This is a genomic window from Caballeronia sp. GAFFF2 (genome assembly GCF_023631485.1).
Classification (GTDB): Bacteria; Pseudomonadota; Gammaproteobacteria; order Burkholderiales; family Burkholderiaceae; genus Caballeronia.
The window spans coordinates 664,938-685,073 of the sequence record NZ_JALQDA010000027.1 but is presented as its reverse complement, the minus strand read 5'-3'; the positions used below and the strand labels follow the sequence as shown (position 1 = coordinate 685,073).

General features: G+C 61.6%; 16 protein-coding genes. 6 read left to right on the top strand and 10 right to left on the bottom strand.

The genetic code is table 11. The annotated features are described in order from the left end of the window. Positions 1 to 45: 45 nt before the first annotated feature. The 3 genes from NCT04_RS19530 to NCT04_RS19520 all read right to left on the bottom strand — a co-directional run bounded on the left by NCT04_RS19530 (position 46) and on the right by NCT04_RS19520 (position 6,180). Positions 46 to 1,188: a TAXI family TRAP transporter solute-binding subunit gene (locus NCT04_RS19530; RefSeq protein ID WP_250467323.1), complete on the bottom strand. Its 1,143-nt coding sequence runs from the start codon at positions 1,186 to 1,188 to the stop codon at positions 46 to 48. 534 nt (positions 1,189 to 1,722) lie between these two features. Next, entirely contained in the window at positions 1,723 to 3,870 is a 2,148-nt protein-coding gene (locus tag NCT04_RS19525; RefSeq protein ID WP_250467322.1) for a zinc ribbon domain-containing protein, read from the bottom strand. Positions 3,871 to 4,596: 726 nt separating this feature from the next. Further along, positions 4,597 to 6,180: an aldehyde dehydrogenase (NADP(+)) gene (locus NCT04_RS19520; protein WP_244829421.1), complete on the bottom strand. Its 1,584-nt coding sequence runs from the start codon at positions 6,178 to 6,180 to the stop codon at positions 4,597 to 4,599. Between the two features lie 165 nt (positions 6,181 to 6,345). On the opposite strand from NCT04_RS19520, the gene NCT04_RS19515 reads away from it, so the two are divergent. Continuing rightward, on the top strand, positions 6,346 to 7,281 hold the full coding sequence (locus NCT04_RS19515; RefSeq protein WP_244829422.1) for a LysR family transcriptional regulator: 936 nt from the start codon (positions 6,346 to 6,348) through the stop codon (positions 7,279 to 7,281). A gap of 239 nt (positions 7,282 to 7,520) precedes the next feature. Beyond that, positions 7,521 to 8,750 (top strand): sensor histidine kinase, encoded by a 1,230-nt coding sequence (locus NCT04_RS19510; protein ID WP_250467321.1) that lies wholly within the window; start codon positions 7,521 to 7,523, stop codon positions 8,748 to 8,750. Between the two features lie 216 nt (positions 8,751 to 8,966). On the opposite strand, the gene ahpF is transcribed toward NCT04_RS19510, so the two are convergent. Next, positions 8,967 to 10,541 carry an alkyl hydroperoxide reductase subunit F gene (gene ahpF, locus NCT04_RS19505; protein ID WP_250467320.1) on the bottom strand — a complete coding sequence of 525 codons (1,575 nt, stop codon included), beginning with the start codon at positions 10,539 to 10,541 and terminating at the stop codon, positions 8,967 to 8,969. A 164-nt stretch (positions 10,542 to 10,705) separates the two neighbouring features. Further along, on the bottom strand, positions 10,706 to 11,269 hold the full coding sequence (gene ahpC / locus NCT04_RS19500) for an alkyl hydroperoxide reductase subunit C (protein ID WP_250467319.1): 564 nt from the start codon (positions 11,267 to 11,269) through the stop codon (positions 10,706 to 10,708). 178 nt (positions 11,270 to 11,447) lie between these two features. Between ahpC and NCT04_RS19495 the strand changes: the two genes are divergently transcribed. After that, the gene (locus NCT04_RS19495) at positions 11,448 to 12,143 is read left to right on the top strand and encodes an NADPH-dependent F420 reductase (RefSeq protein ID WP_250467318.1); all 696 of its coding nucleotides are present in this window, start codon (positions 11,448 to 11,450) and stop codon (positions 12,141 to 12,143) included. Between the two features lie 125 nt (positions 12,144 to 12,268). Beyond that, positions 12,269 to 12,937 carry a GTP cyclohydrolase II gene (gene ribA / locus NCT04_RS19490; RefSeq protein WP_250467317.1) on the top strand — a complete coding sequence of 223 codons (669 nt, stop codon included), beginning with the start codon at positions 12,269 to 12,271 and terminating at the stop codon, positions 12,935 to 12,937. 16 nt (positions 12,938 to 12,953) lie between these two features. On the opposite strand, the gene NCT04_RS19485 is transcribed toward ribA, so the two are convergent. The 3 genes from NCT04_RS19485 to NCT04_RS19475 all read right to left on the bottom strand — a co-directional run bounded on the left by NCT04_RS19485 (position 12,954) and on the right by NCT04_RS19475 (position 16,911). After that, positions 12,954 to 13,676 (bottom strand): 2OG-Fe(II) oxygenase, encoded by a 723-nt coding sequence (locus tag NCT04_RS19485; protein ID WP_250467316.1) that lies wholly within the window; start codon positions 13,674 to 13,676, stop codon positions 12,954 to 12,956. 82 nt (positions 13,677 to 13,758) lie between these two features. Continuing rightward, the gene (locus tag NCT04_RS19480) at positions 13,759 to 14,256 is read right to left on the bottom strand and encodes a hemerythrin domain-containing protein (RefSeq protein ID WP_244829429.1); all 498 of its coding nucleotides are present in this window, start codon (positions 14,254 to 14,256) and stop codon (positions 13,759 to 13,761) included. Between the two features lie 246 nt (positions 14,257 to 14,502). After that, entirely contained in the window at positions 14,503 to 16,911 is a 2,409-nt protein-coding gene (locus NCT04_RS19475) for an ATP-dependent DNA helicase (protein ID WP_250467315.1), read from the bottom strand. Between the two features lie 131 nt (positions 16,912 to 17,042). Between NCT04_RS19475 and NCT04_RS19470 the strand changes: the two genes are divergently transcribed. Continuing rightward, complete coding sequence (locus tag NCT04_RS19470; RefSeq protein WP_250467314.1) at positions 17,043 to 17,408, top strand: DOPA 4,5-dioxygenase family protein; 366 nt, start codon at positions 17,043 to 17,045, stop codon at positions 17,406 to 17,408. 48 nt (positions 17,409 to 17,456) lie between these two features. On the opposite strand, the gene phaP is transcribed toward NCT04_RS19470, so the two are convergent. Then, positions 17,457 to 18,026 (bottom strand): TIGR01841 family phasin, encoded by a 570-nt coding sequence (gene phaP, locus NCT04_RS19465; protein WP_250467313.1) that lies wholly within the window; start codon positions 18,024 to 18,026, stop codon positions 17,457 to 17,459. A gap of 494 nt (positions 18,027 to 18,520) precedes the next feature. Between phaP and NCT04_RS19460 the strand changes: the two genes are divergently transcribed. Next, complete coding sequence (locus tag NCT04_RS19460; RefSeq protein WP_250467312.1) at positions 18,521 to 18,814, top strand: XRE family transcriptional regulator; 294 nt, start codon at positions 18,521 to 18,523, stop codon at positions 18,812 to 18,814. Positions 18,815 to 18,818: 4 nt separating this feature from the next. On the opposite strand, the gene NCT04_RS19455 is transcribed toward NCT04_RS19460, so the two are convergent. Then, positions 18,819 to 19,757: a DMT family transporter gene (locus tag NCT04_RS19455; RefSeq protein ID WP_250467311.1), complete on the bottom strand. Its 939-nt coding sequence runs from the start codon at positions 19,755 to 19,757 to the stop codon at positions 18,819 to 18,821. Between the last annotated feature and the right edge of the window lie 379 nt (positions 19,758 to 20,136).

The window sequence follows — 20,136 nt, the reverse complement described above, 5'->3', positions numbered from 1 at the left end:
GCGCGACGCGCTGTCGTCATGCAGACAACAGCGCGTGCGTTCACGTCATTGATCGCACAGCAACAACACCTTCTCCTGCGCGGTGCAACTTGCTTTCTTCATTTTTGGCGCGGCGCCATCCGTCGAACGCGCCGATACGGTCTGCGCGCCGCCTTGCGATTGCTGCGCGAGCGCCGCGCGCTTGGCGATGCACGACCGCAAATGCTTTTCAACCGGCGGATAGTATTTCCAGCCCTTCGTCAGCGGCGGCAGTTCGAGATGCACCTGTTTCCACTTCGGATGCCCGCTCGCCTGCAGCGTGTCGAAGTTCGTGCAGAGCGAATCGGCGAATTTCGACATCGCGCCGACGGTGCCGCGCAGACCGTAGTCATACGTCACGAGGAACGCCTTGACCGTGAGCGTCGGCGTGTCCTCCTGAATCCAGTTCGGATAGCTCGATGTGCGGATCGTCGCCGGGAAATACGTTTGTTTGGCGCGCGCGGTTTCAGGCGCGGCCGGGTCCAGACGCAACAGCTTGATCTGCTGCAGCAGTTCCGGGTTCATGTCCTGAAAGAGCTTGGCAGGCTGTCCCGCGACGATCACCGCGACGTCGATCTTGCGCACGATCAGCTTCGCGAGCGCGTCCTCGTTGCTATAGTGCTGCGCGTTCTGATCGGCGATAGGTTCACCAAACATCAGCCGATACAGCGTCGCCGACGACTGCGCCGTGCCGCTTCCGAGCAGCCCGACGCTAATGTTCTTGTCCTTGATTTCCTGGATGTACTTGAGCGGCGAATCCGAACGCACGACGAAGTAAATCTCTTCGTCGTAAAGCGGCATGATGAGGCGCAGCGGCTTGATGATATTGCCGGCATCGGCGTTACCGGACGCGGCCATATCGACGTAAGCCTGATACACGTCCGACTGAACGAGTGCGAATTTCACGCCGGGTTCATAGCGCATGCGCTGCACGTTTTCCGCCGATCCTTTGGAAGAAAGCACTTCCAGTTCCATGCCGGCGGGGTCGGCCACGTACTTGGACAGGTCCTGACCGATCTGAATATACGTGCCGCGATCCGGCCCGGTAGTGATTTTGTAGGGCACGGCGTCGGCGGCGAAACTCGTCCCCGTGACGCTTGCGAGACCGATTACGGCAAGGAGGGCAAGCGCACCTCGCGCGGCGTTCCGCATGATTTTCGTGGAGAACATGATTGACCCTCGATTCTTGAGTTGGACGGGTGCTGTGGAACACGCGCGATGCGAGAGCGTCGCATCGTGCGAAATCGGTTATGCGTTTCTGCGCGCGGGCTAGTTTTAGCCGATGCAGTTTGTTCTGGCGACTCTTTCCGTTCGCGAGATGCCGGATTCTTTCCGGGCACGCTGTGCCAAAAAAGCTTTGTCTCCGTGAATGCTTTTTTCCTGATTTGCTTCGTTCTTTGGATGCTTATTTCTTGCTCGCACACCCGCCGATGTGCGTCGTCTCTTCCGTCGAGTCTCGTCTCCCGAGACATCGCCGCTTTGGAAGCGATTTGATATTCGAGACCTCGCTCCTTCAAAGGTGCTTCGTTTCCCGAGTCGGGCTTCTTCAGATTCGCGTCGTTACCCGAGACTTTCCTATTTCTGAAGCGCTCTCTTCGGAGCCGCTTCGATTTCGCAAGACGCCTTGCTTGCGTGGTTGCCTTTCACCCACAGAGCGCCGAATCTTCATTCAATGCGCTCTTCCATGTTTCTATCTCCCCATCTTCACGGCGCCGACTTCGAAGCCCCGCCGCCGCTCGTCCAACCGTATTGCTTGATGGCGCGTTCCAGTTCTTCGGTCTTGTCCGCGTCCATATGCGCCGATACGTTCGATGCGCCAAACGACGCGGCAGCGCGCGGGCTTGCTGCGGGCGGGGTGATCGCGGGCGCGGCGGCGAGTTGAGCTTGCGGCGTGGTATTGCGCACGGCGACAGGCGTCGCGCCAGTCGCCGTCGATGATGTCGATGCATGCGGTGTGGCACCCGACGCCGACGGCGCCACATACATCCCGTTGGACGTGCTGCCGCGATTGGACGTCGCATCGTACATGCCGTTATTCGATGCGCCGCCGCCCGTCGCGGTCGCTCCGCGATTCTGCGGCGCGACGTACATCTCATCGCTCGCGTTGGCGTGATTGGCGGAAGAGGCATCGAACAGGCCGGTCGACGCGGTATTGCGCGTCGCGCCGGTTTGAGGCGCGGGCCGCGTGTTGGCTGCCACGGCGGCGGGCGCGGTGCGACTCGTCCCGGGAGGCGGCGCAGCGTTGGCGGGCGCCGTGCGCGTCGCCGTGGTCGTCACGGGCGCGGGCGTCAGCACAGCAACCGAAGGAGCGGCCGTGGCTGCAACAGCGGAAGGCGCGGGTGTCGTGGAAGGCACGGCAGGCGCTGTCGTCGCTGCCGTAGTCCTTGCGGCAGGCAAGGCATTGCCGGAAGTCGCCGGTGCCACCGTCGCCGTCGCCGTCGCAGCGGACGGTGCGAACATCTTCGCGGCAGGCAATTCAACGGCCGAAGTCGCAGGCGCATTGGCCGGGGCAACGTTAGCCGTAGCAGCAGGCCCAACCGTCGCCGCGGTAATGGCATTCGTAGCCGCCTGAGCCCGCGCGATCTTCTCCGCGCGCGAATCAGTCGATGCATCCCGCGCTTCGTCGATGGCATCCCGCCGTGCCGCCGCTGCCGTTCCGCGCTGCGCGGCGTGCCGCTCAACCACGTTCTTCGGCGCGATGGTCACGGTCTTGACTGGCGGCGTCGCAACTTCGACGTTCGCAGTGGTCGCAGGCTTGCCGACATTGGCGGCAACCACGCTGGCAGGCGCGGCGGGCGCCGGGGCAGCAGCCGTCACCGCCGATGGCAACGGCTTCTTCGCGCCCGCAGGCGTCGCGACCATCCAGCCCGCGTGCGAGATGACGCGTTCGAGCATCGCTTGCGACTCGCCGTTGCCGCCATCGATAGCGAGCGCTTCGCCCGCGTTCTGCTGCACACACGACCATGCCGAAGTCCGCTCGCAGGCCCGCGCCAGTTGCAGCGCGGCGTCGCGTTGCAACTCGCGCTTCGCGAGTTCGTCTTTCATCGAATCGTAGTCGGGGCGCGTCTGCAATGACGCGGGAACGGTCTTGAGGCGCGCGCGCGCCAGCGTCAGGTCGTGCTGATCCAGCGCAAGGCGCACGCTGCGCAGCGTATCGCCGGAAACGGACGCGCGGGCATCGGCCGAGGCATTGCCCGCGCCTGTCGCCACATTGGGGTTCACGTTCGGCGCAGTACCCGGCACGAGCGAACTGAATCTGGAATCGATCGCGCCGGAGACACTGTGATCGGCGGACGGCGAGGCGTCGTCATCGTTCGAATCGCCGTATTGCAGATAAGCGGCTGCGCCGAGCGCGAGCACGACCGAACAAACGCCCGCGATGACCGTCTTGCGCTTCGACCAGGATTCGGATCCGGGCAGCGCGTCGGGATCGCGGCCGGTGTTCGCATAAGCGCTGCGCGCGGATTCCTCCAGGCGCTTCGCCCGATGCTCCGCCGCCTTTTGCGCGATACGTTCGCTCGCGCGTTTCGGGTCCCAAGCCGCGGGCCAGCCGCGTTCGGTTGCGGGCTCCTCCGGCAGCGCGCCGGAAGCGGAGGCGCCGGCGCCAACCGATGCGGCGGCGGAAGCCGTTGCCGAGGTCGACATCGACGGAAGCGGTTTGGAAAGCGTCTGCTCGAACATATTGACGCGCGGCCGTTCTTGCGGTGCGGCGGCCTGGCGCGGTTGAGCGGACGCGGCGTTACGATCCGCGCCGCAGTTTGGACAACTGTCGGCGTTTTTGCGCATCGTGCTGCCGCAACGCTGGCAGACGACGGAGAACATGGATGCAGGAAACGTCAGACGCGTGGTCATGCTTTTAAGCCCTCGAAGGACATGTGCGATAACGTGGCCGCTTGAGTGCCTATACTGGCTTCGGACCGCCCGCAATCGCGCGCGCGAAGTCCTGCGGCAACAATCCTTCGTATCGTTTGTCGGGCGCGAATGTATGTCGAATGAACATCGACTGCGTGCGTCCGAAAAACGAAAGTCCGAATATCGTTGAAGCGAGTTCGGACGTCAATCGCGTTTCGCACCTACCTCGGGCCGCCTGAATTTAAGCGACTACATCATCGCGCCGGCGGCACGCGAAACTCCGTGCTCCCAGCGCGCCTCGTAACCGCGCCTTTTGATGGCGCTGGCCCTCGTGTCGATACGAAAACGCGGCCGGGACTGGTGCGCCCGCGTCGCCGTTTCAGGGCTTCGCGGCCAAGCGCCACGCATCGCTCTCTCACAATGTTTTTGACATTCTGGGCGCGCGGCGGCGGTTTCGTGACGCCAATCCTTAGCCAATAACCGACAAGGGCGAACGACCGCGCGATAACCCACTGATGCAAAAGCGGTTAGGGCGCGAAATGAAACCCGTTCGCACGTTGCATGGCGGATACGAACTGCCTCGCGCGCCGGCGCGAACGTTTGCGCCGTGCGTGGCGAAAGTGCGGACAATTTAGCCATCCGAAGCAATTCGCGATAAGCGGAAGGCCGCGACGCGAACCCGGAAGTTCAGCGCCGCGGCCTCGATTTGCAGCTTATGCGACCGGCTTATTCAGCCAGTTGCAACTTGCCGTCGATGCGGCGATTCAGACCCAGCGGATTCTCGGTCTTCAGCGCGTCGGGCAGAAGCGCATCCGGCAGGTCCTGATAGCTCACCGGACGCAGGAAGCGGTTGATCGCGAGGCTGCCGACCGAGGTCGAACGGCCATCCGCCGTGGACGGATACGGGCCGCCGTGAACCATCGCGTGGCCCACTTCGACGCCCGTGCCAAAACCGTTCACCAGAATGCGGCCCGTGCGGCGTTCGAGCGCCGGGAGGAAATCGCGCGCTTCGGCGTAATCGGCTTCGTCGATATGCAGCGCCGACGTCAACTGGCCTTCGAGCGATTCGATCAGGTCCAGCATCGTCTTCTGATCCGGGCAGCGCACCACCAGCGACGACGCGCCGAAAATCTCTTCCTGCAGCGCGTGGTTCTTGAGGAAGTTCGCAGCCGTGGTCGAGAACAGCGCCGACTGGCCTTGATTGTCGCTCTTCGCTTCGACGCCGCGCGCGAGCGTCTTCACGTCCGCCTGGCTCGAAGCCTTATCGATCGCGCCTTCGTACGCCTTGTGGATGCCCGGCGTGAGCATGGTCTGCGCAGCCGTCTCCGTCAGCGCCGCCGATGCCGCCGCGATGAACTTGTCCAGGTCAGGACTATCGACGGCGAGGATCAGGCCGGGGTTCGTGCAGAACTGGCCCGCGCCGAGCACGAGCGATTGCACGAATGCCTTCGCGATGGCTTCGCCACGGTTCTTGAGCGCGGCCGGGAACAACACGACCGGGTTGATGCTGCTCATTTCCGCATAGACGGGAATGGGTTCCTTACGCTCGGCGGCGAGCTTCATCAGCGCCGTACCGCCTCCGCGCGAGCCCGTGAAGCCTGCTGCCTTGATGCGGTTGTCCTTGACGAGGCCCTGGCCGATGTCACGACCGCTGTCGAACAGCAGCGAGAACGTGCCTTCGGGCATGCCGCAGTCCTTCACGGCCTTTTGCACCGCGCGGCCGACGAGTTCCGCCGTGCCTGGATGCGCCGAGTGCGCCTTGACGATCACCGGGCAGCCCGCGGCGAGCGCGGAAGCCGTATCGCCGCCCGCGACCGAGAACGCCAGCGGGAAGTTGCTCGCGCCGAACACGGCGACCGGGCCGACGCCGATGTGACGCAGACGCAGATCCACGCGCGGCAGCGGCTTGCGTTCGGGTTGCGCCGGGTCGATGCGCACGCCGAGATAGTCGCCGTTACGCACCACTTCCGCGAACATACGCAGTTGACCGACCGTGCGGCCGCGTTCGCCCTCGATCCGTCCGCGCGGCAATCCGCTTTCGATGATGCAGCGTTCGACCAGATCGTCGCCAATGTCGAGGATATTTTGCGCGATGGTTTCGAGGAATTTCGCGCGCGCTTCGGGCGCGGTTTCGCGATAAACGTCGAACGCGGCCCAGGCGAGGGCGGCTGCGCGGTCGAGATCGGCGAGCGTGGCGCCTCCGAATGCCGGTTCGATGGCCGCGCCCGTCGACGCGTTGACGGCCTTGATCGAGCCGTTGCTGCCGAAAATGGATTGCTGGCCGATGAGCAGATTGCCTGTGAGTTGCATGGTGTCTCGTCCTTGACTTGAGTGAGTCGGAGCGACTGCGGCGGATGCGAGCGTCGCGCTGCGCCGACTATACGGCGCGAGAGGCGCCGCTGTATAGTGAATCCTTTCCATCGAGTGATCGCTTTCTGGAATCACCCCGCCTTTTTCTTCCGCATCGTTTGTCGCATGAAAAACACCCTGGATGTCCTGATGTCGCGGCTGCGCATGAAGCAATTGCAGTTGCTGATCGCGCTCGACGACCATAAATCGCTGCATAAAGCATCGAGCGCCATGGCGATGACCCAGTCCGCCGCTTCCAAGGCGCTCGCTGAACTCGAATCGATGCTGGAAGCGCCCTTGTTCGAGCGCGCCAAGAGCGGGGTGATTCCCAACCCGTTCGGCCGCGCCGTGGTGCGCTATGCGCGACTGTTGGCCGCCGATCTGAGCGCGCTCTGCCAGGAAGTCGCGCAGATACGCGCGGGCACGGGCGGGCGGCTGACGGTCGGCACGATCATGGGCGCGGTGCCGGGCGTGGTCGCGCCGATCGTCGGCGAGATGCACGCGAAGCATCCGGACCTTGCCATCGAAATTGTCGAGGACACCAGCGCGCGCATGCTCGGCATGCTGGACGACGGCCATGTCGATCTCGTGATCGGTCGTGCAAGCGTGTCGGACCAGCCGACAAAGTACCACTATCAGCCGCTCGCCGACGAACCGCTTGCCATTGTCGTGGGACAGGACCATCCGCGCGCGGCGGGACGCGAAGTCGGGCTCGCGGAACTGGCGGGTCATCGCTGGGTGACGTACCCGAGTTACCTGCCGATGAGCGCGCTGCTCGAACGCGAACTCGACCTCGCCGGCTTGCCGATGCCGGCGAACCCCATCTCCACCGCGTCGCCGCTCGTGACGGTCACGCTGTTGCAGCAGAGCGCGGATATGGTGGCGATATTGCCGGCGAGCGTCGCGAAACTTTTCGAGCGCTACGGCATGTTGCGCATCTTGCCGATCCGCATGAAATCGAAGTCGCAGACGTATGGCATCGTGACGAGAAAGGGAGGCGCGCTGTCGCCGGCCGCGCGCCAGTTCGTGCAGATGCTGCGTGAAAAAGGTCGCCCGCATTGAGGCGTGCGTCGCGCCCGTCCACCTTGTCAATTAGCGAATGCGTTAGCAATTTTGCCCGTTTACGATAGTCGGGTACTCGAACTTTTTGCCTGAAGCTGGGCCTATACTGGCGTGGCATCGCGGCCTTCGAGCTTCGCGCTCCACGGCGGTTTCACCCCAGCACTTCCTTACCAGCACTTCCATACGAGCACCACGCGCCGCACGAGCGGCAACTGGGCGTTGCAATCGAGGAATCGCAGATGGCCGAAACGGCAGCCAACGGCTTGGACGGTCTCGTGGCTTCGTTGCGCGAGCAGCGGACCGCGCTGACTGAAAAATGGATGAAGCTCGTGTTCGGGGATCAGGAAGTCGAACACTCGGACCAGCTCACGTACCGGCAACTGGCGGACCACTTGCCGGAAGTCTTCGAGGAAATCTGCGTCGTGCTGGAATCGCGTAATTTGCGCGATCAGGAAGGCGTCATCGAACAAAACGCGCGGCAGCACGGGCAATGGCGTTGGCAGCAGGGGTATCGCATCGACGAACTGGTGCGAGAGCTCGACCTGTTCCGCCAGATTCTGCTTCAGGCGATTGGCGATTACGCCGCCGCGCACACGGATCTCTCGCGCACGGACGAAGAACACGCGCGGCTCATGACCGATGAAGTGGTGAGCTTCGTCACGCTGGCCTCGATTCGTGAAGCGGTGGGCGAGCGCGATCGCAAGATCGACGAATACACCGGCATGCTGGAGCGCGCGAATTACGAGCTCACGCTGCGTCAGAAGCTAATCAGCGAACTTTACGAAACGCGCATGCAGGTGACGCGCCGCGTCGCGCACGATCTGCGCAATTTCCTCAACGTATTCTCGACGGCGCTGCAACTGCTCGGCCGCTCGCCCGCGAAACGCGAGACGGCGCTTGGGCTCGCCAACCGGCAAGTGTCCGACATGGCGAGTCTAGTCGATGAAATGGTCGAATATTCGAAGGTCCTCGGCGACGATTCGCTGTTGACAGTCGAAGCGTTCGATCTCGTCGGTCTCTTCGACGAACTAATGCAGTTAAACCGCGTCGGCACCGAAGCAAAGGGCCTGAAGCTCGTCGGGCATCTGGAACCGACGCTCGGCACGGTGACATCGAACCGGCTGAAGGTGAAGCAGGTCGCGATCAACTTGCTCTCGAACGCGATTAAATACACGTCGGCGGGCGAAATCGTGTTGACGATCGACGCCGTGGCGGACGACCGCTGGCGCTTGCGCGTGACGGACACAGGTTCGGGCATCGGTACGGCGGATCAGGAGCGCGTGTTCGAGGAATTCGAGCGCGCGGCCGAGGACGATATTCCCGGCACGGGGCTTGGGCTTGCCATTGTAAAGGAGCTGTCGCGTGCGCTCGAGGGCGAGTTGCGTTTCCAGTCGGTGAAAGGACATGGAAGCGTGTTCGAAGTGATCTTTCCGCTGGTGCTCGAGCCGAAAGCTAAGTCGGCAAGCTGAGGGTGGGGCGGTGTTTTCGGCGTGAGCGGGTTTTGCTCATCAGCGTCATCGCCAACTTCGCCCACTCATTGCCACAGCCGTCTATTTCGGCAGCGCGCTGGAAAAGCGAGCCGAATTGACGCGCGCTTCAAGCGCCAATTCCACCGCAAGCGCAATACAAAAAAAGGCGAACGAGCAGCGCCCGTTCGCCTTTCCCCTTCGCCGCAAGGCAAGCTTTTACGCGGCCACCGTCTCTTCTTCCTCGACCGACGCGCGAATCAGATGATCGAACGCGCCAAGCGATGCCTTCGCACCTTCGCCGACCGCGATCACGATCTGCTTGAACGGCACCGTCGTCACGTCGCCGGCAGCGAATACACCGGGGATCGACGTCGCGCCCTTCGCATCGACGATGATCTCGCCATGCTTCGACAGCTCGATCGTGCCCTTCAGCCATTCGGTGTTCGGCACGAGACCGATCTGCACGAACACGCCTTCGAGTTCCACGCGGTGCGAGACACCCGTCGCCCGGTCCGTGTAGTTCAGGCCGTCGACCTTCTTGCCGTCGCCGGTGATTTCCGTGGTCTGCGCGCTCGTGACGATGGTCACGTTCGACAGGCTGCGCAGCTTCTTTTGCAACACGGCATCGGCGCGCAACTCGTTGCCGAATTCGATCAGCGTCACCGCCGCAACGACACCCGCGAGGTCGATGGCCGCTTCGACGCCGGAATTGCCGCCGCCGATGACCGCCACGCGCTTGCCCTTGAAGAGCGGGCCGTCGCAGTGCGGGCAGTAGGCCACGCCGCGTCCGCGATATTCACGCTCGCCCGGCACGTTGATTTCGCGCCAGCGTGCGCCCGTCGCCAGAATGATGGTCTTTGCCTTCAGGACCGCGCCGCTTGCCAGATGCACTTCGTTGATGCGGCCCGGGATCAGCTTGTCGGCGCGCTGCACGTCCATCACGTCGACTTCGTAGCTCTTGACGTGCTGTTCGAGCGCCGTCGCGAACTTCGGTCCTTCCGTTTCCTGCACGGAGATGAAGTTTTCGATAGCCATCGTGTCCAGCACCTGGCCGCCGAAGCGCTCGGCGACCACGCCGGTCGCAATGCCCTTGCGCGCCGCGTAGATCGCCGCTGCCGCGCCTGCAGGACCGCCGCCGACGATCAGCACGTCGAATACCGGCTTGGTTTCCAGTTGCTTCGCGGCACGCGCGGCTGAGCCCGTATCCAGCTTGGCGAGAATTTCCTTCACGCTGCTGCGGCCCTGGCCGAAGCTGTCGCCGTTCAGGAACATCGTCGGCACGGCCATGATCTGCCGGTCTTCGACTTCCTTCTGGAACAGCGCGCCGTCGATCGCCACGTGCTTGATATGCGGATTGATGATCGCCATCACGTTCAGCGCCTGCACGACTTCCGGGCAGTTCTGGCACGACAGCGAGAAATACGTTTCGAACCGGTAATCGCCGTCGAGCGCGCGAATCTGCTCGATGGTTTCGTCGTCGAGTTTGATCGGATGGCCGCCGGTTTGCAGCAGCGCCAGCACGAGCGACGTGAATTCGTGACCCATCGGGATGCCGGCGAAGTGAATGCCCGCCGCCTTGCCCGGCTCGCCGATGGTGAACGACGGACGGCGTGCCGCAACGTCCTCTTTCTCGACGACGCTGATCCGCGGGGACAGCGTAGCGATTTCGTCGAGCAGGCCTTTCAGCTCACGCGATTTGTCGCTGTCGTCGAGAAAGGCGACGAGCTCGATGGGCCGCGTGACTTTTTCCAGATAGGCTTTCAACTGAGTCTTGAGATTGGCGTCCAGCATGGCGTGTGTCGTTCCCTGACGAGAGTTTTTGGAATCTTTGGACGCACTCCGTCCAAGCGCCGCCATAAAGCGGCGCCGAAACGGAATGCGTGGGTACAAACTGGGGGTGCAAGGCGCGCAGCGGGCCTGCCGCGCGCCTCGTCAGTCTCTGGAGAACCCGAGACTCAGATCTTGCCGATGAGGTCGAGCGACGGGCTCAGCGTTTCAGCGCCCGGCGTCCACTTGGCGGGGCAAACTTCGCCCGGATGCGATGCGACGTATTGCGCGGCTTGCACCTTGCGCAGCAGTTCGCCGGCGTCACGGCCGATGCCGTTGTCGTGCACTTCGCACAGCTTGATCTCGCCTTCCGGGTTGACCACGAACGTGCCACGCAGCGCCAGGCCTTCTTCTTCGATCAGCACGTCGAAGTTGCGCGAGATGGCGAGCGTCGGATCGGCAATCATCGGATACTTGATCTTTTGGATCGTGTCCGACGTGTCGTGCCATGCCTTGTGCGTGAAGTGCGTGTCGGTCGAAACGCTGTAGATTTCAACGCCCAGCTTCTTGAATTCTTCGTAGCGGTCAGCCAGATCGCCGAGTTCCGTCGGACACACGAAGGTGAAGTCGGCCGGGTAGAACACGAACACGGACCACTTGCCCTTCAGGCTTTCTTCGGTAACGGTGACGAAATCACCCTTGTGATAGGCGGTTGCTTTGAACGGGTTGACTTGGGTGTTGATGATCGGCATTGATCGGTTCCCTTTAAGTGTGTGTTGAAGAAGTGAACGAAGTATGAACTAAAACTATCAAACCTTGGAAGTGGATTGATTTTATCATTGTAATTGATCTGGACTATCACGTCGATTCGTCGCATCGGGTGCGGGGTTTGCGATGCCGCCGAGATCGATCACGAACCCAGGAGGCACCATGAAAATCGGCATCGTTGGAGCGGGAAATATCGGGCAAGTTCTGGCGTTGCGCTTCGGCGAACGCGGCCACGAGGTGCGCATCGCCAATTCGCGCGGGCCGGACACGCTCGGCGAAGTCGAACGCGCAACTGGCGCGCAAGCCGTCGAGGCGCGCGAGGCCGTGCAGGGCGCGGATCTCGTCGTCGTGACCATTCCAGAGTCGAAGGTGCCGCTTCTTCCGAAGGATTTGTTCGCGGGAGCACCGGCGAGTCTCATCGTGATAGATACCGGCAATTACTATCCGCGGCAGCGCGACGGTCGAATCGACGGAATCGAAAACGGTCTGCCGGAAAGCCGCTGGGTGGAAGAGAAGATCGGCCGGCCGGTCATCAAGGCGTTCAACAATATCTACGCGGCGCATCTGCGCAACCACGGCAAGCCGGCGGGAACGGCGGGTCGCATTGCGCTGCCCGTGGCGGGCGACGACCACAAGGCGAAGAAAGTCGTCATGCAACTGGTCGATGAAATCGGCTTCGATCCCGTCGATGCCGGTGACATCGACGATTCCTGGCGTCAGCAACCCGCCACGCCCGTCTACACGGCGGACCTCGACGCGGAGGGCGTTCGCCACGCGCTGCACGAAGCCAGCCCGCTGCGCAAACCCGAGTGGCGCGCGACAGATGAAAGCCCGGGAGACTTCGACAATCCACGCTAACGGCCGAATACGCGAGCCATGCGACAATCTGCAAACTTTCACGATGCGCTTTAACATGACGTGCCGGGCTCCCGCGCTCGACTCCGACAGCGCGAACGCCCGCATCAAGACTTGCAGATTGCCCTATGAAAACCGCATCTCCCGCGTTTGGCCAGTTGAAACCTCGCCCCGGCTTTGGCGAATGCCCCGAATGCGACGACGTCGAACTGGCCGCCACGGCCACCATTCCGACACGCTACGGCACGTTCGCGTCGTATGTGTATCGCGTGAAGGAAACGGATGTCGAGCACATCGCTTTCGTCATGGGCGACGTGAGCAACGGCGAATCCGTGCTTACGCGCCTGCATTCCGAATGCGTGACGGGCGACGTCTTCGGCTCGTATCGGTGCGATTGCGGCGAGCAGCTCGATCTCGCGCTGCGCTATATCGCCGCCGAGAATCGCGGAATTCTGCTGTACTTGCGCGGACACGAGGGACGCGGTATTGGGCTCGCCAACAAGATTCGCGCTTACGCGTTGCAGGAGCAGGGTCTCGATACGGTCGATGCCAACCTGCATCTCGGCCTGCCCGACGACGCCCGCGAGTACGATTCCGCCGCCGCCATCCTGCGCTCGATGGACGTCAAATCGGTGCGCCTGATGAGCAACAATCCGTCGAAGTTCGACACGCTGCTCAGGCACGACATCCCCGTGAAGGAACGCGTCGCGCTCGCCATCCCCATGCGCGAGGAAAACGAACGCTACATCAAGACGAAGCAGGCGCGCTTCGGACATTACTTCGACGAGAACGAATAAGCGCGTCTTCCGCGATCTAGCTTGCGTCGTGAAAGATCACGCCTAGCATGTGGCGCCGCCCGGAGCGTAGGCGGCTCACGCCATGCCGCATGTTCACGCGATACGGCCCGCGCGATCCCTGCACCGGCCGCTGGTGTACAGCGAAGAACGCCGCGTCGCCTTGCGCGAGCGGTACGACTTCGGCGCGCGATTGCATGCGCGGACGCTGTTCCGTCATCACGAATTCGCCGCCGGTGAAATCTTGTTCGGGCGCAGAAAGCAGAACTGCCATCTGGATCGGAAAAACGTGTTCGCCGTACAGATCCTGATGCAGACAGTTGTAGTCGCCGGGAACGTAGCGCAGGAGAAGCGGCGTCGGCCGCGTCTGTCCGGCGTAATGACAACGCTCGATGAACTCTCCATGCACCGGTGGAAACCGCGTTTCGATCCCCATTACCTCGTGCCATTTATTCGCAATGGGCGCGAGATGCGGATACACCGTGCTGCGCACCGTTTGCAGCGTCTCGGGCAATGGATACGCGAAGTATTTGTACTCGCCGCGCCCGAACGAGTAACGTTCCATCACGATACGGCTGCGAAAGATTGCGTCGTCGTCGTACAGCGCGGCGAGCGTCGCGCACTCCTCACGCGAAAAAAGGCCCGGCGCAATGGCCGAGCCTTGGGAATCGAGTTGATGCTCGATATCCGTCCAGTCGAGTGCATCGACGCGCGCGCCGATGTCTCTCTCAAGCACCTTCATCTGCAGTTCTCCGGATTGGCGTGTTTGCCGCACAGTGTGCGTCCTGAACCGCGCTCACGCACTCCGGGAATTGCTGCGCAATTCAATGCGCGGTCGCGACTTCGGTTATGCGGTTCTGCAAGGCTTCCTTACGCGCTTCGATCTTCTTGCCGAGCGCGATGAGATCGACACTCTTCGTCTTGCGGATTTCCGGAAACAGCTCGGTTTCTTCTTCTTCCACGTGATGCTTGACGTTCTCCGACAGTACCTTGAAGGTCGCGTCGAAACCTTCGTCGCCGGCCTTGATCTGCGAAAACTTTTCGATCAGCGTCTTGACCAGAAAGTGTTCGACGTAGGCTTCGTCGACATCGATTTTCTCGTCCGTGCCGAGTGCGGTGCGGGCGGCGGGATAAAGCAACTCTTCCTCGACGATCGAATGGATCGACAACAACTCGCACGCGCGCTGAACCAGTGTGGTCTTGCGTTCGAGATCGTCTTTTTCGGCGCGTTCGAAGGCGTCGAATAGTTGCTCGACAGCGCGATGGTCGGCTTCGAGAATGGCAAGTGCGTCTTGCGGATGCGGTGCTTGCGCGGCGGTCATATCGTTTCTCCTGTGGGGACGGGGCGAAACCTTTGGGGCGTCTGTTGCGCCTTAGGGGTGCCTTCGGGTCGCTTTTAGTTGCCTCTGGGCAGGTTGTCTGGAGCAAACCCAGTGCCCGCGCTCGGAGCAGGCAAAGTTAGGGTGGCGTGGCTACCGGCAATGGAAGCGCGTCATGCTGGCTCGCGTGCTGCGCGAACGAAACCGGAGCACGGAGCGACTTGAATGAACGTCCGCCTTAACGCCCCATCAAGCCGACGACAAAAGCGCCGGCAGGTCCCGCTCACGCATGACATTGACCCGCCACCACGCCGGCAACAGACGCCGCACTTCCGAGCGCGCAAAGCGGTCGTCGATCAGGTAGAGCACGCCACGGTCTTGCGGCCCGCGAATTACGCGTCCGGCCGCCTGCACGACCTTCTGCAAGCCCGGAAAAAGATAAGCGTAGTCATAGCCGGCGCCGAAAGCGTCCTGCATCCGCACTTTCATCTGCTCATTGACAGGATTGAGTTGCGGCAGACCGAGCGTCGCGACGAAGGCGCCAATGAGCCGCGTGCCCGGCAGATCGATCGCCTCGCCAAATGCGCCGCCCAGCACCGCGAAACCGACGCCGCGTCCATCCGGAACGAAGCGCGCGAGAAAGTCGTGCTGCGCGGCTTCGCTCATCGCGCGTGACTGCTGCCAACTCGGAATTCCGGGATGACGTACCGCGAATTCCGCCGCGACTTGCGCCAGATATTCGAAGCTGCTGAAAAAGCTCAGATAGTTGCCTTCCGCGCGACCGTACTGCGCCGCGATCATGTCGGCGATGCGCGCAACGGATTGCAGGCGGTCGCGATAGCGCGTCGAGACATCGGCGATGGCGCGCACATCGAGTTGATCCGCTGAGAACGGCGACTCCACGTCGATGAACGCGCTCGTTTCCGGCAAGCCGAGCGTGTCGGCGTAGAAGTGCGTGGGCGTGAGCGTCGCGGAAAACAACGCGACGCTGTGGGCGCTCGCGAAACGCCCGGCGAGATGCGGCGCGGGAATCACGTTGCGCAGGCACAGCACGACATTGCGCTTCTTCGCCGACACGTGGCCAGCAAGCGAGATATCGAAGATCGAATGCGAACCGAAGCGCTCCGCGATGCGCGTGAAGTGCACGGCATCGAAATAAAAGCGCATGGTGTCGGGCGAGAAGAGGTCGGCTTGCTCGCCGAGCATTTCCGTCATCAGCGAAACCGCCTGGCCGAGCGCGGTCAGCAACTGGGCGGGCGGTTCGGCGAGCGGTGCGTAGTCGATGCCCGCGGTTTCCTGTTCGCGGCTCGTGTCGCTGAAGGCTCGGGCGACGCGCGCAAGCGTTTTTTTCAGAAGCGGCGGCGCGGCGCGGCGCATTGCATCGAACGAGGCGCGATCGAGCGATGCGGAATACATGCCGCGCGCCCGATCGATCAGGTTGTGCGCTTCATCCACAAGGACCGACACGCGCCAGCGGTTCGTTTCAGCTAGGGCGAAAAGCATTGCGTTGGTGTCGAAGTAATAGTTGTAGTCACCGACGATGACATCGGCCCAGCGCGAGAGCTCCTGGCTCAGATAGTACGGACAGACTTCGTGGTGTCGCGCGACTTCGGCTGTCGACGCGCGGTCCAGGCGTGCACGCGCGAGGGCATCGGCGCGCGCGGCGGGAAGGCGGTCGTAGAAGCCGCGCGCGAGCGGACATGAATCGCCGTGACACGCGCGGTCGGGATATTCGCAGGCTTTGTCGCGGGCGACGAGTTCGATTACGCGTAAGGGAAAGGGCGTGGCGGTCGCTTTGGCTTTTGCCGTTGCCGCGTCCGCTGGCGCCGCTGTTTTTTCCGCCGCCCCGACAATCGTTCCGAGCGCATCGAGCGCAAGCTGCCGCCCCGCGCTTTTTGCCGTGAGAAAGTAGATCTTGTCCAACTGCTGCTTCGGCCAAGCCTTGAGCAGCGGAAACAACGTGCCGACCGTCTTGCCAATACCCGTCGGCGCCTGTGCAAGCAAACATCGGCTCGATGCGGCCGCGCGATAGACCGCCTCGGCAAGGGCCCGCTGCCCAGGCCGAAACGCCGTGTGCGGAAACACCAGCGCGGTAAGCGACGCCTCGCGCGCCGCACGGTGCCGCATCTCCTGTTCGGCCCACGCGATGAACCGCGTGCATTGGTCCTCGAAATGCGCCTTTAGCGCCAGCGCGGTTTGCGTCTCCACGAGCACGCTTTCAGTCTGTTCCACGATATCGAAATAAACGAGCGCGACTTCGATCTCATCGAGACCGAGCTTCTTGCACATGAGATGCGCATACACGCGCGCCTGTACCCAATGCAGATGCCGATGATTCTGCGGCATCGATTCCAGCTTGCCGCGATACGTTTTGACTTCTTCCAGCCGATTGCGCACCGGATCGAAACCATCCGCGCGGCCGCGCACGCGCAACGGACCGAAGTCTTCGGCGAGCGAGATTTCCTTGAGATAACCAGCTGGCCGCCGGCTTGCGACCGTCACATGTCCGGCAATGCCTTCCTGCGCGCTTGGCGCTGGCGTGAAGCGCAAATCGAGATCGCCCTGTTTCGCCGTGAATTCGCAAAGCGCGCGCACAGCGACGGTGTAAGCAGGATCGCCGCACGCCGGATTGGCGGCCGAGTCGGAGGCTGTATGCATGTACAGTAGTCTAGCATCGCCGTCGTTCGCGGCAACACATGCGTTGCTGCCTTTAAGGCATGAAATGTCGTGGCGATTGGCGTTTCGCTAGAATGAACGACATCTCAATATTGCCGCGCGCGACCGAAACAATGCATGCAATCAACACATCCGCAATCAAAGGCTGGCACGCGCATATTTATTTCGATGCCGCGAGCCGCGACGCGGCCTGGGCAATCCGGGAACTCATCTCGACGCACTTTGCGGCGGAACTTGAAACCGGCAAGCTTATCTTGGGACGCTTTCATGAACGTCCGGTTGGACCGCACCCGATGTGGTCGTTTCAACTCGGCTTCGGTCGCGAAGATCTCGTGCCGATTTTCGAATGGCTCACCTTGAATCACGGCGCGTTCGATGTTTTCATGCATCCGAATACCGAGGACGAATTGCGCGATCATCGCGATTCCGCGGTGTGGATTGGCCGATCGCATCAATTGCGGCTGGAAGGCTGGAAATAAATGAAAAAAGGGCGGAGTGGTCCGCCCTTTCTCGTTGCTTGAAAACGCTCAAGCCTTTTTGACGCTCGTTCCCTTCGACGACACAACCCGCACTGCGCCCTGCGTCGCCACGCTCGCATCGGTTTCTGCCGCTTCCACCACCTGACGCGCGGACTTTCTCGCCGCTTCGTAAGCCGAATTTGCAGATTCCGTTGCGGCGTCGATAGCCGACTTCCACGCATTCACCACCGCTTCGCTGCCGGCTGGCGCGCTGCTCGCAAGCGTGCTGACAAGCGCCTGCGCGTTGCGCTGCGACTTCTCCAACTGGTCCTGCGCCGCTTCCACATAAACGCCGCGCACGCCAGCCGCGATTTCGTGGAAGCTCTGCCAGTAAGCCGCGACGCGTTGAGCGCTGGCCTGCGATTGCTGGCTTTGCAAAGCAAAGAACTCTTTCGGATCGCGTACGGAAAACACACGAGCAACGAAGTTCTGATGTTCATCCAGCGCCGTCTTGAACGTGCGCGTGTTCAGGTCGATTAGTTTTTCGAAACCTTCCACGGCTCGTGTAGCGAGACCGAAGCTGGCGTCGAATCCTGCTTTCTGTGACGCGATGAGGTTTTCAGGCGCAAGACTGCTCATGCTGGACTCCATTGGATATTGCGTTTTGAAAGACAATCGATTTGTGCGGTGCAGCGAACGCTCTATTGTAGGGATAGCGCGAGGCGTGTCAATTGCCTTTTTTATTAACCGATGGCGATTTGATTTCGTATCCGAAGAAAGTTAAGTTTCAATCGCGTCTGATTATCTCGTCGATTTTGAACTAGGCGGATAATACGAACGGACCATTTAATCGCGGGAAAACAAGAACGAACGGGCGTGCTTAAGATATCTCCCGTTTGCCTGCTCAAGGTAAACCACGAGTAACAACCCGCGCATACCGTTGTTTCCCCTACTTGACGCTCTCAGGCTATCTTGAAAAAATCTCGCACTGCAACAAACGGCGTCCGCGCGTGAACATCGAATGGGACTTTTTCCTGTCACCGTCGCGTCACCGTGATTATTTAGCATGCGAACTTGCGCTAAAGAGCCGGCGCTGAACGGCATTAGTTATAAATCGAGAGAACGGACAGAAAATGGGGCGACATTCCCAAACCATCGGACACCTTGAACGTAGTCACGAAGATAACGCTCTGCGCCGCGCCATTGCCGCGCGGCTCGACCGGGCGATGCAGAAAGCCAACGTCAGTTCCGCCAAGGCCGCGGACTGGCTCGACGTAACCGAGCACGACGTGCATTTCTGGCGGCGCGGCATCACGGTGCCGCCGCTGCATGCGTTCAACCGTATTGCCAGGCAACTGGACATCGACGTGCACTGGCTTTGCACAGGCCAGGCGCGGCAAATACAGCAAGCGCAAGTCGCGGGCTAAGCGTTTAGGGCGTCGAATCCGGCAACACTGCCGGTTTGCGCCCATGCATGAGCACGGTTCCAATACCGCTTGCGGCGATCACGCACATGCCGATAGCCATCCATCGGTCAGGCACCTGACCGAATAATATCCAGCTGAAAAAGGCCGCGAAAGCAAGTTGGGAATAGGAGAAGGGCGTCAGCACCGACAGTGCCGCGCGCCTGAGCGCCTGCAACATCAAAAGCTGGCCGATGGTCGCCATTGTTGCCATGAGCGCGACGAGCAGCCAGCTTTTCCATTCCACGAGCGCCAGTTCCGGCAGCATTTGCGACTGATCCATCCACATCAACGTGCACAGCACGATGGTTGCGACGAGCGCCGTCAGAAAGTTGGTGGTGACGGCGTCATCGACGCGCGACAGATGGCTCGATACCACCTGAAAGCACGCAAACGTCGTGGCCGCACCGATCGGAAAGACAACGGTCCACGTGAATTGGCTGCCACCCGGCCGCACCACCAGCAACATGCCGATGAACCCGAGCACGACCATTGCCCATTTGCTGCGCGGGACATGGTCCTTGAGCACGAGTGCGGCGAGCAGGGTGGAGATGAGCGGCGCGAGCATCGCAAGGGATGTCGCCACGGGAAGCGGCAGATGCCGCAAGCCAGCGAAAGTACACGCCGAGTTGGTGAGCAGCAGTAAAGCGCGAACGATCTGCAGCTTCAGGCTGTCGGTGCGAAAGAGCTTGAGCGTGCCGAGCCGCGCTTGCCACACGCCGAGCACGATCATCTGGAATAGATAGCGCACCCAAAGAAGCGCCAGTATGGGAACCGCCGTGCCGATGACCTTGACGGTGGAATCGCTCGCGGCGAAGGTAGCGGTCGTCAAGACCATGATCGCGATGCCGGCTACCGTGTTATCGGTATCAATCCGGAAACGCGCTTTGCCCTCAATGGTTGCCATGGGTGTCCGTTGTTCGCCTGATCGCGGCGCACCTCGAAAAAGGCTGCGCTCCGTCGGGCGGTCTCTTATGGATGACGGCGTTTTAAGCCGTTGCTTCCATTTTGCGGACGTCGACCGCTCGTGGCAAGCCGACAGTAATCTTCTTTTCCGTCGTGTTGTGCTCAGGTCACGGCGCGTCGACAAATGAACTAGACGGTTCGAACAAAGCACGCGCGCACTTTTTCGCGACGCGAAGGCGCTCGGTGCGCGTCGCCGTCGTTTCTCAAAAGTCTCGTCAACATATCTCGAAATCGAACTTGGTCCGTTCAAAAACGCATCCAGCAAAGTTCAAGAAAGCGAACCGCTGAATTTCGGCAATCTCGAATTGTCCGGTCGCCGC

What these genes read in the sequence shown, in the direction of transcription:
- NCT04_RS19520 (WP_244829421.1), bottom strand. Translation starts at nt 6,180, where the DNA reads ATGCAACTCACAGGCAATCTGCTCATCGGCCAGCAATCCATTTTCGGC.
- NCT04_RS19455 (WP_250467311.1), bottom strand. Translation starts at nt 19,757, where the DNA reads ATGGCAACCATTGAGGGCAAAGCGCGTTTCCGGATTGATACCGATAAC.
- NCT04_RS19475 (WP_250467315.1), bottom strand. Translation starts at nt 16,911, where the DNA reads ATGCATACAGCCTCCGACTCGGCCGCCAATCCGGCGTGCGGCGATCCT.
- NCT04_RS19480 (WP_244829429.1), bottom strand. Translation starts at nt 14,256, where the DNA reads ATGACCGCCGCGCAAGCACCGCATCCGCAAGACGCACTTGCCATTCTC.
- NCT04_RS19525 (WP_250467322.1), bottom strand. Translation starts at nt 3,870, where the DNA reads ATGACCACGCGTCTGACGTTTCCTGCATCCATGTTCTCCGTCGTCTGC.
- NCT04_RS19485 (WP_250467316.1), bottom strand. Translation starts at nt 13,676, where the DNA reads ATGAAGGTGCTTGAGAGAGACATCGGCGCGCGCGTCGATGCACTCGAC.
- ahpF (WP_250467320.1), bottom strand. Translation starts at nt 10,541, where the DNA reads ATGCTGGACGCCAATCTCAAGACTCAGTTGAAAGCCTATCTGGAAAAA.
- NCT04_RS19530 (WP_250467323.1), bottom strand. Translation starts at nt 1,188, where the DNA reads ATGTTCTCCACGAAAATCATGCGGAACGCCGCGCGAGGTGCGCTTGCC.
- NCT04_RS19495 (WP_250467318.1), top strand. Translation starts at nt 11,448, where the DNA reads ATGAAAATCGGCATCGTTGGAGCGGGAAATATCGGGCAAGTTCTGGCG.
- phaP (WP_250467313.1), bottom strand. Translation starts at nt 18,026, where the DNA reads ATGAGCAGTCTTGCGCCTGAAAACCTCATCGCGTCACAGAAAGCAGGA.
- NCT04_RS19470 (WP_250467314.1), top strand. Translation starts at nt 17,043, where the DNA reads ATGCATGCAATCAACACATCCGCAATCAAAGGCTGGCACGCGCATATT.
- NCT04_RS19515 (WP_244829422.1), top strand. Translation starts at nt 6,346, where the DNA reads ATGAAAAACACCCTGGATGTCCTGATGTCGCGGCTGCGCATGAAGCAA.
- ribA (WP_250467317.1), top strand. Translation starts at nt 12,269, where the DNA reads ATGAAAACCGCATCTCCCGCGTTTGGCCAGTTGAAACCTCGCCCCGGC.
- ahpC (WP_250467319.1), bottom strand. Translation starts at nt 11,269, where the DNA reads ATGCCGATCATCAACACCCAAGTCAACCCGTTCAAAGCAACCGCCTAT.
- NCT04_RS19460 (WP_250467312.1), top strand. Translation starts at nt 18,521, where the DNA reads ATGGGGCGACATTCCCAAACCATCGGACACCTTGAACGTAGTCACGAA.
- NCT04_RS19510 (WP_250467321.1), top strand. Translation starts at nt 7,521, where the DNA reads ATGGCCGAAACGGCAGCCAACGGCTTGGACGGTCTCGTGGCTTCGTTG.